Source organism: Pseudomonas sp. PDM04 (genome assembly GCF_014851765.1).
In the GTDB taxonomy this organism is placed as follows: Bacteria; Pseudomonadota; Gammaproteobacteria; order Pseudomonadales; family Pseudomonadaceae; genus Aquipseudomonas.
In genome coordinates this window covers 333,150-348,915 of sequence record NZ_JACVAI010000001.1, presented here as the reverse complement: position 1 = coordinate 348,915, position 15,766 = coordinate 333,150, and the positions used below count along the sequence as shown (strand labels likewise).

The following is a 15,766-nucleotide window of genomic DNA, read 5'->3' as shown; positions in this document are numbered from 1 at the left end:
CAGAGTGGGTGGTCAGAGAGAAATCACACCGGTCATCGCGCTACCGTGTCGTCGAGGCAACACGAACATTTGAGTTGTCCGGCTGCCAACCGCCACCCAATGCCTTGAACGCGGCCACAGCAGCGCGAGCCGACTCGGTTTGTGCCTGAGCCCTGCCATCCGATGCCGCCAGCAGGTGTTCATCGGCATCCAGCACTTCGATCAGGCTGACCACGCCTTTCTCGTAAGCGACGAACGATGTTGCCCGGGCTTTTGCATACGCCGACTCGCCCTGGGCCAGTCGTGCCGATTGTTGCTCGCGGTTGATCAGTGCTGAAAAAGCGCTTTCGACCTCTTCACAGGCCCTCAGTATGGACTGGCGATAAGCGGCCAAGGCTTCTGCCTCCTGGCCTTTCGCCAAATCGATTTGAGCGTTGATGCGGCCAAAATCGAACAGCCTCCAACGTAATCCCAATACCGCCGAAGCCTGGCTGGCACCGTTGCTGAACAGGTTTGCGCTGGATACCGAGGTGGCACTGCCGAGCAGCGCCCCCACAGACAGTTTGGGGTAGTACTCGGACATGGCTTCGCCGATGCGCGCGCTGGAGGCCGCCAGTCGGCGCTCAGCGACCATCACATCCGGACGCCGACGCAGCAGGTCGGCTGGAGCACCGATGTCCGAGAGGCCAGGCACATCAGGGATGGGCCCCGGCTTGTTCAGCAGCGCACTGTAAGTGCCGGGTGGTTTGCCCAACATGACATCCAGTGAATTCATTGCCGCGTCAATGCCTGCCTGCAGCACCGGAACGGTGGCCTGCGCCTGATACAGCGCACCTTGGGCCTGATTCAGCTGCAATTCGGCCGCCAGGCCTTTTGCATAGAGATGTTCGAGGGTGTCGAGCAGTTGTTGTCGCGTGTCGACTTGCTGTCGGGCAATGTCCAGGCGTGTCTGAAGGCCACGGATGCTGACGTAAAGATCGGCTGTCTGCGCGACCACGGCCAGGCGTGTGGCAATCGCCCCGGCTTGTGAGGCCTGATAATCGGCGAGAGCGGCTTCTTTGCTTCGGCGCAGCCCGCCAAACGCATCCAGCTCCCAACTGGCAGCGATATTCGCCTCGTAGGCACTGCCGTAGCGATCATAGGAAGGGTCTGAATTGAGCACCTGGCCCAACGGAGTTTCCAATGACTGACGGGCTCGGGCCGCTTGACCGTTGACGGTGGCCGACGGCAGGAGGGCTGCGTTAGCCGCGCCCAAACCGGCGCGCGCCTGCTCGATCCTTGCGCTTGCCTGAGCTAAATCGAGGTTCTGTTCAAGTGCTCGATTGATCAGCTGACTGAGTAACGGGTCATTGAAGGTGTTCCACCAAGCGGCGAGATCGCCATTTGCAGCGCCCAATGGTCGCGCCTTGGCCGTTTGCGCCGAGAAATGCTCGGGCAATTCCGTGCGGGGTTCCGAGTAGTCGGGACCCACTGCGCAACCTGCAACCATACCCAGACACAGTAAGACGGCGAAACGAGGAGGCGGGTGCATGCGATACCTGCGGAAGGGTTGTTTTGTGACGATATTACGATTTGGTCACAAGTTGTCAACCACCTTTGGGATGAGTAAGCTGCTCGCATGAATCAGCCATCAGTTTCTTCGCCCAGCGTTCGTGGCCCCGCCGATCACGACATCCGAAACCAGATTGTCGCGGCGGCCAACGAGCATTTCAGTCAGTACGGTTACGGCAAGACCACCGTTTCTGACCTGGCCAAAGCCATCGGTTTTTCCAAGGCTTACATCTACAAATTCTTTGAATCCAAGCAGGCGATTGGTGAAGCAATCTGTACCAATTGCCTGACTGAAATCGTTGCGGCAGTGGAGCAGGCCATCAATGTGGACGGCATCTCGCCCACTGAGCGGTTTCGGCGCCTGGTCAAAACCTTGATCGCGACAGGCGTGAGCCTGTTCTTCAACGACCGCAAACTCTATGACATCGCCGCATTCTCCGCGTCGGAGCGCTGGCCCAGTTCACAAGTCTATGACGCTCGGATCAAGGGATTCGTGGCGCAAATCGTGCGTGAAGGGCGAGAGCTCGGCGAGTTCGAACGCAAGACGCCGCTGGACGAGACGGTGGAGGCCATTCATCTCGCGCTGCGGCCCTTCATCAATCCCTTGCTGTTGCAATACAACCTCGATGTTGTTGAAGAAGCCCCCTCTCTTATCTCCAATCTGGTTCTGCGCAGCCTGATGCCTTGAACCTCCGATGACGGATGCGCTGCGCATCCGTACCTGTGTGGGCGCCTGAAAAACCGATATCAAGCCTCTCTGCCTCGCTCCGACACGTGGGCGATACCCATTCGCGTGGATTGTGACTGTTGACAGAATTGGTCACTTGAATAAGCATGGGCGCATTCGCTACAGAGAGGTCTTTATGATCCAGCGCCATCGCTTGTCACTTGTTTTCATTGGCTTGCTGCCGTTTGTCCTGACGGCCTGCAACGAGGCCGCGCCTGCCGATCCCCGCCTTCAAGTACCGTTGGTGCGCATCGGCGTGGTTCAACCCAGCGCACCTGCGGCACGGGTATTCACCGGTATTGTCGAGGCTCGCGTTCAGAGCGATCTCGGTTTTCGGGTGCCTGGGAAAGTCCTGGAACGCCTGGTGGACGCCGGGCAGAGTGTCAAACGTGGACAGCCCCTCATGCGCATCGATGCCAATGACCTGACGCTGACCGCCAGGGCGCAGCAGGAAGCGGTGCTGGCTGCCATGGCCAGAGCCCGGCAGGCCGCAGATGATGAACGTCGTTACCGTGATCTGGTGTCCGTCGGTGCGGTATCTGCGTCGGCTTACTCAGGGATCAAAGCGGCTGCGGACTCGGCGAAAGCTCAGTTGAACGCTGCTCAGGCTCAGGCTGACGTGGCGAAAAACGCGACCGGTTATTCGACGTTGCTGGCGGATGCTGATGGCGTGGTAGTGGACACCTTGGCCGAGCCGGGGCAGGTGGTTGGCGCAGGACAGATAGTGGTTCGCGTTGCGCATTCAGGCCAGCGCGAGGCCGTGATCCAGTTACCCGAGACGCTGCGGCCTGCGCTGGGCTCGGCGGCGACGGTCGAGCTCTACGGTCAGAACCAGCGTGCCGGCAACGCCCGTCTACGTCAGTTGTCCGACTCCGCAGATCGACAGACCCGAACATTTGAAGCACGTTATGTGCTGGAGGGCGCGTTCTCCAACGCCACCCTGGGTTCGACCATCTCAGTAGTGATCGCCGACACGCAGGTGGCTGATGCCAAGGCATTTCAGGTGCCCATGGGCGCCCTCTACGACACGGGTAAAGGCCCGGGTGTCTGGGTGGTTGCGGGAGAACCGGAACAGGTGGCATGGCGCCCGGTCAAGGTGCGCAGCCTGGATAACGAGGCCAGCGTGCGTGTGACGGGTGATTTCCAGGCGGGTGATCGTGTGGTCGCGTTGGGAGCACACCTGTTGAGTGAGGGAGAAAGGGTCAGAACCGAACAGGCTGGCGCCACACAAAAATCGGTGGTTGAGGTCAGTCGATGAGCCACTTCAATCTTTCGGCGCTGGCGGTCCGCGAGCGCTCGATCACCCTGTTTCTGATCCTGCTGATTTCTGTAGGGGGGTTGTACGCCTTCTTCAAGCTGGGCCGTGCGGAAGACCCCGCATTCACCATCAAGCAAATGACGGTGGTGACTGCCTGGCCTGGGGCGACGGCCCGGGAGATTCAGGACCAGGTGGTGGAAAAACTGGAAAAACGCATGCAGGAACTGCGCTGGTACGACCGGACCGAGACCTTCACCCGGCCAGGCTTGGCGTTCACCACGGTTTATCTGCTCGATAGCACGCCGCCCTCAGCCGTCCAGGAGGAGTTTTACCAGGCGCGCAAGAAAATCCTGGATGAGCAGAAAGGGTTGCCGTCCGGGGTGATCGGCCCGATGGTCAATGATGAGTATTCCGATGTCACCTTCGCGCTCTATGCGCTCAAGGCCAAGGGTGAGCCGCAACGTCTGTTGGTGCGCGAAGCGGAGCGCTTGCGTCAGCGTCTGCTGCACGTGGCGGGTGTGAAGAAGGTCAACATCATCGGTGAACAGGCCGAGCGCATTTTCGTCGAGCTGTCCTACGAGCGGCTGGCGACACTAGGCGTTTCCGCACGAGACATCTTCAGTGCGTTGAACACGCAGAACATGATAACGCCGGCCGGCTCGGTGGAAGCCAGGGGGCCACAGGTTTTCATCCGCCTGGATGGCGCGTTCGATGACCTGCAGAAGATTCGTGATACCCCGCTGACGGTGCAGGGCCGAACCCTCAAGTTGTCCGATCTGGCTGAGGTCAAGCGCGGTTATGAGGACCCTGCGACGTTCCTGGTGCGCAACAATGGCGAGCCCGCATTGTTGCTCGGCGTGGTCATGCGCGATGGCTGGAACGGTCTGGATCTGGGGAAATCGCTGGAAACCGAGGCGACGGCGATCAACGCACAGATGCCTTTGGGCATGAGTCTGATCAAGGTCACGGATCAGGCGGTGAATATTGGCGCCTCCGTCAACGAGTTCATGGTGAAGTTTTTTGCCGCCCTGGGCGTGGTGCTGTTGGTGTGTTTTCTCAGCATGGGCTGGCGTGTCGGCGTTGTGGTGGCGGCGGCGGTGCCACTGACCCTGGCGGCGGTGTTCATCGTCATGGCCGCCACGGGCAAGGATTTCGATCGAATTACCCTGGGCTCGTTGATTCTGGCGCTGGGCCTGCTGGTGGACGATGCAATCATCGCCATTGAAATGATGGTGGTAAAGATGGAGGAGGGCTACGACCGAATCAAAGCCTCCGCCTACGCCTGGAGCCACACGGCCGCGCCGATGCTGTCGGGGACGCTGGTGACGGCGATCGGCTTCATGCCCAACGGGTTTGCCAAATCGACCGCAGGTGAGTACACCGCGAACATGTTCTGGATCGTGGGTATCGCGCTGATCACCTCCTGGGTGGTGGCCGTGGTGTTTACCCCTTACCTGGGCGTCAAGCTGCTGCCGTCGATCAAGGTGCCTGATGGCGGGCATGCGGCGATCTACGGAACGCCGAACTACCAGCGTTTCAGGCGCCTGCTGGGCCGTGTGATCCGCCGCAAAGGCCTGGTGGCCACACTCGTGGTTGGCCTGTTCGCTGTGGCGATTCTGGGTATGGGCGTGGTCAAGAAGCAGTTCTTTCCAACGTCCGACCGGCCTGAGGTGCTGGTTGAGGTGCAGATGCCTTACGGCACCTCCATCGAACAGACGGATGCAGCGGCGGCCAAGGTCGAGGCGTGGCTGGCGCAGCAGCCGGAAGCCGGGATCGTTACCGCTTACATCGGCCAGGGGGCACCGCGCTTTTATTTGGCGATGGCTCCCGAGCTGCCTGATCCATCCTTCGCAAAAATCGTCATCCTGACCGCGAGTCAGCAAGAGCGCGAGGCGCTCAAGCTGCGCCTCCGGCAAGCCGTCGCCGATGGCTTGGCGCCGGAAGCCCGGGTGCGTATCACACAGTTGGTGTTTGGGCCTTATTCACCGTATCCGGTGGCCTTTCGGGTGATGGGGCCCGACCCGGCCGTGTTGCGGGATATCGCCACGCAGGTGCGTGGGGTCATGGCCGCGAGTCCGATGATGAGAACCGTCAATACCGACCTGGGGGAGCGCGCGCCGGCACTTCATCTCACCCTTGATCAGGATCGCCTGCAAGCGTTCGGCCTGACCTCGGCCGACGTCGCGCAACAGCTGCAATTTCTGCTCACCGGAGTGCCTGTCACCGAAGTGCGCGAGGATATCCGGTCGGTTCAGGTGATCGCGCGTTCGGCGGGAGAGACGCGTCTGGATCCATCGAAAATTGCCGCTTTCACGCTGACCGGCGCCCAGGGGCAGCGCGTGTCGCTGTCCCAGGTCGGGGCGTTGGATGTGCGCATGGAGGAGCCCGTTCTGCGACGTCGTGATCGGACGCCGACGATCACAGTGCGCGGCGACGTGGCGGAAGGTCTTCAGCCCCCCGACGTCTCCAACGCCTTGATAGCGCAGTTGCAGCCCATCATCGAGAACATGCCGCCGGGCTACCGGATCGAGTTTGCCGGCTCGATCGAAGAGTCGGGCAAAGCGAACAGGGCATTGCTACCGCTGTTCCCGATCATGATCGCGCTGATGTTGCTGACCATCATTATCCAGGTGCGCTCGATGTCGGCAATGATGATGGTGTTCGCCACCGCGCCTTTGGGCCTGATTGGTGTGGTGCCCATTCTGCTGCTGTTCCAGCAACCGTTCGGGATCAACGCCCTGGTGGGGCTGATTGCCTTGTCAGGGATTCTGATGCGCAACACGCTGATCCTCATCGGGCAGATTCATGCCAATGAGCAAGCCGGCCTGTCGCCCTACAACGCCGTGGTCGAAGCCACCGTACAGCGTGCGAGGCCTGTGGTTCTCACGGCATTGGCGGCGATGCTGGCGTTCATTCCGCTGACCCATTCGGTGTTCTGGGGAACGCTGGCCTACACCCTGATTGGCGGGACGTTTGCCGGCACCGTGCTGACCCTGGTGTTCCTGCCCGCGATGTACGCCCTCTGGTTCAAGATCAAGCCCGAGCCCGCGCATGAGCTTTTGCAGCCATTGGGTTGAGCCGGAAGGTCGGGGCCGTTGCCAGCCAAAGCGCGTCGGCGCGGTCTGCAGGTGGGGCTGAACGGCAAGCGGATCTGGAAAGGGTCATCCCATAAACGAAAAAACCCGCCGTAAGGCGGGTTTTGAAGGGTTTGCAGAGATTCTGAAAGCTATCCCTGAAACCTTGTCTGGCTCCACGACCTGGACTCGAACCAGGGACCCAGTGATTAACAGTCACTTGCTCTACCAACTGAGCTATCGCGGAATGGCGTGCATGTTACTGATTCAAAAAGAGAAGTCAAGCGCGCCATGGCAATTTGAGCGATTGATCGGGACGGGCGGCGGTTTATCGTCGATTGACGGTTACCAGAAACGCATCGCAGGTCTACCATGGCGGCCCGGAAGTGGTAACACGCGCTGCCGGCCATTCGCCGAAAAGGTACGCGCCATGAACCATTCAACCTTCACCGCCTGCACCCACGGGGTGTTCGCATGAGCATCGGACAAATCAGCCTGCCTAAAGGGGTTGGCCCACACGCCGAGAAACTGTTCGATGCGATCACGCAAGCCAGTACCGCTGCCGACTTGAACCGTGCTGGGGGCAAGGCCGAAGGGTTTGTCCTGGGCCTGGAAAGCACCAAGGCGATCAAGAGCCAGGTCGCGGAATCGCTGTACGTCGCCTTCGACGACGCCGCCAGCCAGCGCGCGAGCGAACTGGCCTAGCCGCCGAAGGTGATCGTGCCGAGCATCAGTTTGGCGTAGAGCAGCGTCGCGCCCAGTTGCACCAGCCACAGGGCCAGACCGCCGAGGAACACCCCGGCCGCCACTTGCAATACCAGGTTGTTGGTGCGTTTTGCCGTGGGGCGGGGGACGAAGACGTCAAGGTCGTCCAGGTCATCGCGCTCTGCGCGCAGGTCATCGTTTTTCATTGGCATTCTCTTCTGAACTCATGGGTGTACATGAAGCCTGTGGGAGCGAGCAGGTTCGCTCCCACCATCGATCTGTGTGCAGTCTAGGGGGCCTGGGGGGCGGTTTGAGATTTATCTTGGACAAATAAAAAACGGGAAGCTCACTGGCTTCCCGTTTTTTTACTGCTCGACGACTCAGATCACCGCAACGATCGCCTTGGTGACGACATCGATGTTGCTCTGGTTCAGCGCGGCCACGCAGATGCGGCCGGTGTCCAGGGCGTAGATGCCGAATTCGTTGCGCAGGCGGTGAACCTGTTCAACGCTCAGGCCGGAGTAGGAGAACATTCCGCGCTGACGACCGACGAAGCTGAAGTCGCGCTGCGGCGCCTGTTGGGCCAGCAGGTCGACCATCTGCGTGCGCATGCCGCGAATGCGCAGGCGCATCTCGGCCAGTTCCGCTTCCCACTGGGCGCGCAGTTCCGGATTGTTCAGCACGGCGGCAACGATGCTCGCGCCGTGGGTCGGCGGGTTGGAGTAGTTGGTGCGGATCACGCGTTTGACTTGCGACAGCACGCGCGCGCTTTCTTCCTTCGACTCGCTGACGATCGACAGGGCGCCCACGCGCTCGCCGTACAGCGAGAAGGACTTGGAGAACGAGCTGGAGACGAAGAACGTCAGCCCCGACTCAGCGAACAGGCGCACGGCCGCGGCGTCTTCGTCGATGCCGTCGCCAAAGCCCTGGTAAGCCATGTCGAGGAACGGTACGTGACCTTTGGCCTTGACCACTTCGAGAACGTTTTTCCAGTCCGCCGGGCTCAGGTCGACGCCGGTCGGGTTGTGGCAGCAGGCATGCAGCACAACGATGGAGCCGGCAGGCAGGGCGTTCAGGTCTTCCAGCAGGCCGGCGCGGTTGACGTCGTGGGTCGCAGCATCGTAGTAACGGTAGTTCTGCACCGGGAAACCGGCGGTTTCGAACAGCGCGCGGTGGTTTTCCCAGCTCGGGTCGCTGATGGCGACGACGGCGTTCGGCAGCAGCTGCTTGAGGAAGTCGGCGCCGATTTTCAGCGCACCGGTACCGCCAACGGCCTGGGTGGTGACAACGCGGCCAGCGGCGATCAGTGGCGAATCATTGCCGAACAGCAGTTTCTGCACCGCCTGGTCATAGGCAGCAATACCGTCGATCGGCAGGTAACCACGGGAAGCGTGTTGAGCGACGCGAATCGTCTCGGCTTCGACAACGGCGCGCAGGAGTGGAATTCGCCCCTCCTCGTTGCAGTAAACACCGACCCCCAGGTTGACCTTGCTGGTACGGGTATCGGCGTTGAATGCTTCGTTGAGGCCCAGGATTGGATCGCGTGGTGCCATTTCGACAGCGGAGAACAGGCTCATTTTTGCGGCGGCTCTGAATGGAGTGTGGAGGGACGTGTCGCGCTCCAGCCGAATGCACTAGAGCGGTGCACAAACGGGGAGCTAGTATAGAGGCCATCTGCGAGTGATGGCGACAGCCGAATCGGCTTTTACCGTAAGTTTTTCCGATTATTTTTCGACCGTTAGTCGATTGGCCGCGTCATAGTCTTTAAGGGATGTAGGACGTTTGTCTTGAAAGAGCGGGCAATCGACTCCACATTGAGCGCAATCCAGTTTTTTTCTCGGGCGATTTCGGTCGTTTGCGGTCTTTTTCGTTGCTGTCCGTTTGACCCGGACGGGCGCGACCCAGAGGGTATTTCATGTCTGAATTCCAGCTAGTCACCCGATTCGAGCCCGCCGGCGACCAGCCGGAAGCCATTCGCCTGATGGTCGAGGGCATCGAGGCCGGGCTGGCACACCAGACGCTGCTCGGCGTTACCGGTTCGGGCAAGACGTTCAGCATCGCCAACGTGATCGCCCAGGTCCAGCGCCCGACGCTGGTCCTGGCACCGAACAAGACCCTGGCCGCGCAGTTGTACGGAGAGTTCAAGGCGTTTTTCCCAAACAACGCCGTCGAATACTTCGTGTCCTACTACGACTACTATCAACCCGAAGCCTACGTTCCGTCCTCGGACACCTTCATCGAGAAAGATGCCTCGATCAACGACCATATCGAGCAGATGCGCCTGTCCGCGACCAAGGCGTTGCTGGAGCGCAAGGACGCGATCATCGTCACCACCGTGTCGTGCATCTACGGCCTGGGCAGCCCGGAAACCTACCTGAAAATGGTGTTGCACGTGGATCGCGGCGACAAGCTCGACCAGCGCGCGTTGTTGCGCCGCCTCGCCGACCTGCAATACACCCGCAACGACATGGATTTCGCCCGTGCGACCTTCCGTGTCCGCGGTGACGTGATCGACATCCATCCGGCGGAATCCGATTTCGAGGCAATCCGCATCGAGTTGTTCGACGACGAAGTGGAGAGCCTCTCGGCCTTCGACCCGTTGACCGGTGAGGTGATCCGCAAGCTGCCGCGCTTCACCTTCTATCCGAAGAGCCACTACGTCACACCGCGTGAAACCCTGCTCGATGCCGTCGAGGGCATCAAGGTCGAGTTGCAGGAACGCCTGGAGTACCTGCGCTCCAACAACAAGCTGGTGGAAGCCCAGCGCCTGGAACAGCGCACGCGATTCGACCTGGAGATGATCCTCGAACTGGGCTATTGCAACGGCATCGAAAACTATTCGCGCTACCTGTCCGGGCGTCCGGCCGGCGCGGCGCCACCGACGCTCTACGACTACTTGCCCGCCGACGCCTTGCTGGTGATCGATGAGTCCCACGTCAGCGTGCCGCAAGTGGGGGCCATGTATAAGGGCGACCGTTCGCGCAAGGAGACCCTGGTGGAGTACGGTTTCCGTCTGCCGTCGGCGCTGGACAACCGGCCCATGCGGTTCGACGAATGGGAAGGGGTGAGCCCGCAGACCATCTTCGTCTCGGCAACGCCGGGCAATTACGAGGCCGAGCACGCCGGGCGTGTCATCGACATGGTGGTGCGCCCGACCGGTCTGGTGGACCCGCAGATCGAGATTCGCCCGGCATTGACCCAGGTCGACGACCTGCTGTCGGAAATCACCCAGCGCGTCGCCGTCGATGAGCGGGTGCTGGTCACCACGCTGACCAAGCGCATGGCCGAAGACCTGACCGATTACCTGGCCGACCATGGCGTACGGGTGCGCTACCTGCACTCGGACATCGACACCGTGGAGCGGGTGGAAATCATCCGCGACCTGCGCCTGGGCACCTTCGATGTGCTGGTGGGCATCAACCTGCTGCGCGAAGGCCTGGACATGCCCGAGGTGTCGCTGGTGGCGATTCTCGATGCGGACAAGGAGGGCTTCCTGCGTTCCGAGCGCTCGCTGATCCAGACCATCGGCCGGGCGGCGCGCAACCTCAATGGTCGGGCGATTCTTTACGCGGACAGGATTACCGGTTCGATGGAGCGGGCCATCGGCGAAACCGAGCGGCGGCGCGACAAGCAGATCGCGTTCAACCTGGCCAATGGCATCGTCCCCAAAGGCGTGACCAAGGACGTCGCCGACATCATGGAAGGCGCCACCGTGCCCGGCTCGCGCAGCAAGAAGCGTAAAGGCATGGCCAAGGCCGCCGAGGAAAGCGCCAAGTACGAAGCCGAATTGCGCTCGCCGGGCGAGATCGCCAAGCGCATCAAGGCGCTGGAAGAGAAAATGTACCAACTGGCCCGCGACCTGGAGTTCGAGGCGGCGGCGCAGATGCGCGACGAGATCACCAAGTTGCGGGAGCGGCTGATCGAGGTTTGAGTTGTTGCAGTGTCTGACATGGCCTCATCGCGAGCAGGGATCACACCGACCTTTGTGGGGGCGAGCCTGCTCGCGACTGGGGCGACGCAGTTTCAGTGCGCTTCCCCGGCCTTCAATCCCGCCGGCAACGCCTTGGTCAGCAGCACGGCCACCATGCTGATCCCCAGCGCAATCCCGACAAAATGAAACGCATCGTTGTAAGCCATGATCGACGCCTGTTGGTGGGCGATTTCGCTGAGTTTGCCCAGCGCCGCCGTCTCGCTGCCCAGACGGTCCGTCAATGAGGCGATTCGCTCGGCCACCTGTGGGTTGGTCGGCACGATCGACTCGCGCAAGTAATCGAAGTAGGTCTTGGTCCGTGCATCCAGCAGCGTGGCGAGGAGGGCGATGCCGATCGCTCCGCCGAGGTTGCGCAGGATGTTGAACAGGCTCGACGCCGAGCCCGCGTCCTGCGGCAGGATGTAAGCGGTGGCGATCAGCGAAATGGTCACCATGATCAGCGGCTGGCCCAGGGCGCGGATGATCTGGATCTGATTGAACTGCGGCCCGGCGAAATCCGGGTTCAGCACGCCCGAAGAGAAACTCGCCAGCCCGAACAGCCCGAAACCCAGGGTGCACAGCCATTTCGGCGAGACAATTTTCATGAGTTTCGGCACCAGCGGAATCAGGAACAGCTGCGGCACGCCCATCCACATGATCACCTCGCCGATCTGCAGGGCGTTGTAGTTCTGGATCTGCGCCAGGTACAGCGGCAGCAGATAGATCGAGCCATACAGGCCGACCCCCATGCCGATGCTGGAAATGCTCGAGAGGCCGAAGTTGCGGTTGCCCAGGATGCCGAGGTTGATCAGCGGGTTGGGCTTGGAGAACTGCACGATCACAAAGGTGATCAGGCTGATCAGGGCAATGCTGCCGAGGGTGACGATCAGCTCAGATTCGAGCCAGTCCTTGCGATGACCCTCCTCGAGAAACACCTGCAGACAGCCGAGGCCGATCCCGAGGGTGACAATCCCCGTGTAGTCGGTGCTTTTGAGCAGCTCCCAGTGCGCTGCCTTCTTCTCCAGGCCATACATGAGGCCGGCGATCATGATCAGGCCTGGCGGCACGTTGATGTAGAAGATGTATTCCCACCCCCAGTTTTCCGTGAGCCAGCCACCCAGTGTCGGACCGATGGAGGGCGCGAACGTCGCCGTCATGGCGAACATGGCCATGCCCTTGGCGCGGTGATGCTCCGGCAGCTTGATCAGGGTCAGGGTGAATGCCAGCGGGATCAGCGCACCGCCGGTGAACCCTTGCAGGGCACGGAACACGATCATGCTTTCCAGGCTCCAGGCCATGGAACAGAGCAGCGACGCGACGAGAAACCCGAGCGACACCCAGACCGCCAGGCGGCGCGCGGAGAGCAACTGCACCAGCCAGGCCGTCAGCGGAATCATGATGATTTCCGCGACCAGGTACGAAGTCGAGATCCACGAACCTTCTTCCAGGGTCGCCGACAGCGCGCCCTGGATGTCCTTGAGCGACGAGTTGGTGATCTGAATGTCGAGCACCGCCATGAATGCGCCGAGCATCACGCTCATCACTGCGATCCAGTCCCGCCGGGTCGGTTCCCCGACCGGGCGGATCAGTTGATCACCGGCCATCGTCAGGGCTTTCTTTGATGTTCACTGTCGCGGTGACCGACATGCCCGGGCGAATCCTGCCGCGCAGCGGGTTGTCTGCGGCGAAGGTCAGTTTGACCGGGATCCGTTGGACGACTTTGGTGAAGTTGCCTGTGGCATTGTCCGGTGGCAACAGGCTGAACTGCGCGCCCGAGGCGGCGAACAGGCTGTCGACCCGTGCCTCGATGGGCGTGTCGCTGTAGGCATCGAAGGTCAGCTCGGCTTTCTGGCCGGGCTGCATGTGGCCGATCTGGGTTTCCTTGAAGTTGGCCTGGATCCAGATGTCCTGGTCCGGGACGATCGACAGCAGATAGGCACCGGCCTGCACGTACTGGCCGTTGCGCGCCGCGCGCTGGCCGATCAGACCGCTGATGGGGGCGTGGATTTCGCTGCGGGTGAGGTTGAGCTCGGCCTGGGCCAGGTCGGTCCTGGCGTTGGCGATCATCGCGTCGAGGCGCTTGATTTCGGCATTCAGGGAGTCGACTTGCTGGCGCTGGCCTTGCGCGTCGGCCTGGGCCTTGCTCACCTGCGAGCGGGCGATGTGGTTGTCGGCCGAAAGGGTGGTGACCCGTTCCTCGGAAACGTAGCCCGGTTTGCGCAAGGCTTGCGCGCGGGCCAGGTCGATTTGCGAGCGGCCGAGGCTGGCCTGGCTGGAGGCCACTTGGGCTTCGCTGGCCGCAATCAGGCTGGCTTGCTGGGTCAGTTTGCTCTGTGCCTGCAGGCGTTCGGCCTGGCGGGTGGCGAGCGTGGCATTGGCGCGGTCGACGGCGAGCTGGAAGTCATCGCCTTCGAGCCTGATCAGCAGCTGGTCTTTCTCCACGTGCTGGTTGTCCTGCACCAGCACCTGGTCGATGCGCGCGCCCAGCTGGCTCGACACGCGGGTGATCTCACCCTGGACATAGGCGTTGTCGGTGCTTTCATAAAACCGCCCCTTGAAGAACCAGTGGGCAAAAAAGCCCCCGGCAATCAGCAGGACGATCAACAGGAAAATGAACAGGCGGCGCTTGAGTTGGGCAGGCATGGGGCAAACTGTAGTCGAGAAATTGTAAGGAAAGTTATCAGCAGGCGAATTTGGCATACAGCCAATAGTGGGTAAATGCCATCGGGTGATAATCCGTCATTCATCGCGGTGGCGGCCCCTTGTAGAGGCAAACTTGGCTTAAATGCCCTGCTCACTGGAGCCGGGCGGGCAACGCCTGTTAACATTCGCGCTTTGTTTCATCTTCATTTCGAGACTTGCCATGACCACCGTCCGCACGCGCATTGCGCCATCGCCTACCGGGGACCCCCACGTAGGTACCGCTTACATCGCCTTGTTCAACTACTGCTTCGCCAAGCAGCACGGCGGTGAGTTCATCCTGCGGATCGAGGATACCGACCAGTTGCGTTCGACCCGCGAGTCCGAACAGCAGATTTTCGACGCCCTGCGCTGGCTGGGTATCGACTGGAGTGAAGGCCCGGACGTGGGTGGTCCGCACGGTCCTTACCGGCAAAGCGAGCGTGGCGATATCTATCAGAAGTACTGCCAGCAACTGGTGGACCTGGGGCATGCGTTCCCGTGCTTCTGCACCGCCGAAGAGCTGGACCAGATGCGTGCCGAGCAGATGGCCCGTGGCGAAACCCCGCGTTATGACGGCCGCGCATTGCTGCTGTCCAAGGAAGAAGTCGCCCGGCGCCTGGCCGCCGGCGAACCGCACGTGATCCGCATGAAAGTGCCGAGCGAAGGTGTGTGCGTGGTTCCGGACATGCTGCGTGGCGATGTCGAGATCCCGTGGGATCGCATGGACATGCAAGTGCTGATGAAGACCGACGGCCTGCCGACGTACTTCCTGGCCAACGTGGTCGACGACCACCTGATGGGCATCACCCATGTGTTGCGCGGCGAAGAATGGCTGCCTTCGGCACCGAAACTGATCCTGCTGTACGAGTATTTCGGTTGGGAGCAGCCGCAGTTGTGCTACATGCCGCTGCTGCGTAATCCGGACAAGAGCAAGCTGTCCAAGCGCAAGAACCCGACTTCGGTGACGTTCTACGAGCGCATGGGGTTCATGCCGGAAGCCATGCTCAATTACCTGGGGCGCATGGGCTGGTCGATGCCGGACGAGCGCGAAAAGTTCTCGCTGCAGGAAATGGTCGACCACTTCGACCTGAGCCGCGTCTCCCTCGGCGGGCCGATTTTCGACATCGAGAAGCTGTCGTGGCTCAACGGCCAGTGGCTGCGTGACCTGCCGGTGGAAGAGTTTGCCGCGCGGGTGCAGAAGTGGGCGTTCAACCCCGACTACATGATGAAGATCGCACCGCATGTCCAGGGCCGGGTGGAGACCTTCAGCCAGGTCGCACCGCTGGCAGGGTTCTTCTTTGCCGGTGGCGTCAACCCGGATGCCAGTCTGTTCGAGTCGAAGAAACTCTCGGGCGATCAGGTTCGTCAGTTGATGCAGTTGATCCTGTGGAAGCTGGAGAGCCTGCGTCAGTGGGAAAAGGACAACATTACCGCGACGATCCAGGCGGTGGTCGAATCCCTGGAGCTGAAGCTGCGTGACGCGATGCCGTTGATGTTTGCCGCCATCACGGGGCAGGCGAGCTCGGTGTCGGTGCTCGATGCCATGGAAATCCTCGGTCCGGACCTGACCCGTTTCCGTCTGCGCCAGGCCATCGATCTGCTCGGTGGCGTGTCGAAGAAGGAAAACAAGGAGTGGGAAAAACTGCTGGGTAACATCGCCTGATTCAGGGCGTCTTCCCGTAGCCGCCCTCACGGGTGGCGGCTACGGGAACGGAGACACCCCCGGATTTACGGGGCAGGGCGGTAAGTGATTGTTATGTCGGCAAAAAATTTTGGAAATTGTTAAAAATAAATTTGACACGTTTCCGAAGCGCCATTAA

11 protein-coding genes and 1 tRNA gene are annotated in these 15,766 nt (G+C 61.1%); 6 read left to right on the top strand and 6 right to left on the bottom strand.

What is annotated here, in order from left to right; genetic code table 11:
- Positions 1-40: 40 nt before the first annotated feature.
- Entirely contained in the window at positions 41-1,510 is a 1,470-nt protein-coding gene (locus tag IB249_RS01640) for an efflux transporter outer membrane subunit (protein WP_192301781.1), read from the bottom strand.
- Between the two features lie 87 nt (positions 1,511-1,597).
- Between IB249_RS01640 and IB249_RS01635 the strand changes: the two genes are divergently transcribed.
- From IB249_RS01635 to IB249_RS01625, 3 genes are all read left to right on the top strand, one after another.
- A complete protein-coding gene (locus IB249_RS01635) occupies positions 1,598-2,218 on the top strand; it encodes a TetR/AcrR family transcriptional regulator (RefSeq protein WP_192301780.1) in 621 nt (206 codons plus the stop codon).
- Between the two features lie 175 nt (positions 2,219-2,393).
- Positions 2,394-3,515, top strand: coding sequence for an efflux RND transporter periplasmic adaptor subunit (locus IB249_RS01630; RefSeq protein ID WP_192301779.1), 1,122 nt, complete (start codon positions 2,394-2,396; stop codon positions 3,513-3,515).
- On the top strand, positions 3,512-6,592 hold the full coding sequence (locus tag IB249_RS01625) for an efflux RND transporter permease subunit (RefSeq protein WP_192301778.1): 3,081 nt from the start codon (positions 3,512-3,514) through the stop codon (positions 6,590-6,592). The genes IB249_RS01630 and IB249_RS01625 overlap by 4 nt, the downstream gene beginning before the upstream one ends.
- Positions 6,593-6,760: 168 nt before the next feature.
- On the opposite strand, the gene IB249_RS01620 is transcribed toward IB249_RS01625, so the two are convergent.
- Positions 6,761-6,836 (bottom strand) — tRNA-Asn (locus IB249_RS01620).
- 227 nt (positions 6,837-7,063) lie between these two features.
- On the opposite strand from IB249_RS01620, the gene IB249_RS01615 reads away from it, so the two are divergent.
- A complete protein-coding gene (locus IB249_RS01615) occupies positions 7,064-7,294 on the top strand; it encodes a hypothetical protein (protein ID WP_192301777.1) in 231 nt (76 codons plus the stop codon).
- Here the strand turns inward: IB249_RS01615 and IB249_RS01610 are convergent.
- Positions 7,291-7,500 (bottom strand): hypothetical protein, encoded by a 210-nt coding sequence (locus tag IB249_RS01610; RefSeq protein WP_192301776.1) that lies wholly within the window; start codon positions 7,498-7,500, stop codon positions 7,291-7,293. The genes IB249_RS01615 and IB249_RS01610 overlap by 4 nt on opposite strands.
- A 174-nt stretch (positions 7,501-7,674) precedes the next feature.
- Positions 7,675-8,871, bottom strand: coding sequence for an amino acid aminotransferase (locus tag IB249_RS01605; protein WP_192301775.1), 1,197 nt, complete (start codon positions 8,869-8,871; stop codon positions 7,675-7,677).
- 338 nt (positions 8,872-9,209) lie between these two features.
- On the opposite strand from IB249_RS01605, the gene uvrB reads away from it, so the two are divergent.
- Positions 9,210-11,225: an excinuclease ABC subunit UvrB gene (uvrB, locus tag IB249_RS01600; RefSeq protein WP_192301774.1), complete on the top strand. Its 2,016-nt coding sequence runs from the start codon at positions 9,210-9,212 to the stop codon at positions 11,223-11,225.
- A 92-nt stretch (positions 11,226-11,317) separates the two neighbouring features.
- Here uvrB and IB249_RS01595 read toward each other — a convergent pair whose 3' ends face one another.
- On the bottom strand, positions 11,318-12,808 hold the full coding sequence (locus IB249_RS01595) for an MDR family MFS transporter (protein WP_192302799.1): 1,491 nt from the start codon (positions 12,806-12,808) through the stop codon (positions 11,318-11,320).
- Between the two features lie 49 nt (positions 12,809-12,857).
- A complete protein-coding gene (locus IB249_RS01590; protein WP_192301773.1) occupies positions 12,858-13,907 on the bottom strand; it encodes an HlyD family secretion protein in 1,050 nt (349 codons plus the stop codon).
- A 220-nt stretch (positions 13,908-14,127) separates the two neighbouring features.
- Between IB249_RS01590 and gltX the strand changes: the two genes are divergently transcribed.
- Positions 14,128-15,609 carry a glutamate--tRNA ligase gene (gene gltX, locus IB249_RS01585; protein WP_192301772.1) on the top strand — a complete coding sequence of 494 codons (1,482 nt, stop codon included), beginning with the start codon at positions 14,128-14,130 and terminating at the stop codon, positions 15,607-15,609.
- The last annotated feature ends 157 nt before the right edge of the window (positions 15,610-15,766 follow it).

Coding starts and splice junctions, on each gene's coding strand:
- IB249_RS01610 (WP_192301776.1), bottom strand. CDS start 7,500: ATGAAAAACGATGACCTGCGCGCAGAGCGCGATGACCTGGACGACCTT.
- IB249_RS01640 (WP_192301781.1), bottom strand. CDS start 1,510: ATGCACCCGCCTCCTCGTTTCGCCGTCTTACTGTGTCTGGGTATGGTT.
- IB249_RS01635 (WP_192301780.1), top strand. CDS start 1,598: ATGAATCAGCCATCAGTTTCTTCGCCCAGCGTTCGTGGCCCCGCCGAT.
- IB249_RS01615 (WP_192301777.1), top strand. CDS start 7,064: ATGAGCATCGGACAAATCAGCCTGCCTAAAGGGGTTGGCCCACACGCC.
- IB249_RS01605 (WP_192301775.1), bottom strand. CDS start 8,871: ATGAGCCTGTTCTCCGCTGTCGAAATGGCACCACGCGATCCAATCCTG.
- IB249_RS01630 (WP_192301779.1), top strand. CDS start 2,394: ATGATCCAGCGCCATCGCTTGTCACTTGTTTTCATTGGCTTGCTGCCG.
- IB249_RS01625 (WP_192301778.1), top strand. CDS start 3,512: ATGAGCCACTTCAATCTTTCGGCGCTGGCGGTCCGCGAGCGCTCGATC.
- gltX (WP_192301772.1), top strand. CDS start 14,128: ATGACCACCGTCCGCACGCGCATTGCGCCATCGCCTACCGGGGACCCC.
- IB249_RS01590 (WP_192301773.1), bottom strand. CDS start 13,907: ATGCCTGCCCAACTCAAGCGCCGCCTGTTCATTTTCCTGTTGATCGTC.
- uvrB (WP_192301774.1), top strand. CDS start 9,210: ATGTCTGAATTCCAGCTAGTCACCCGATTCGAGCCCGCCGGCGACCAG.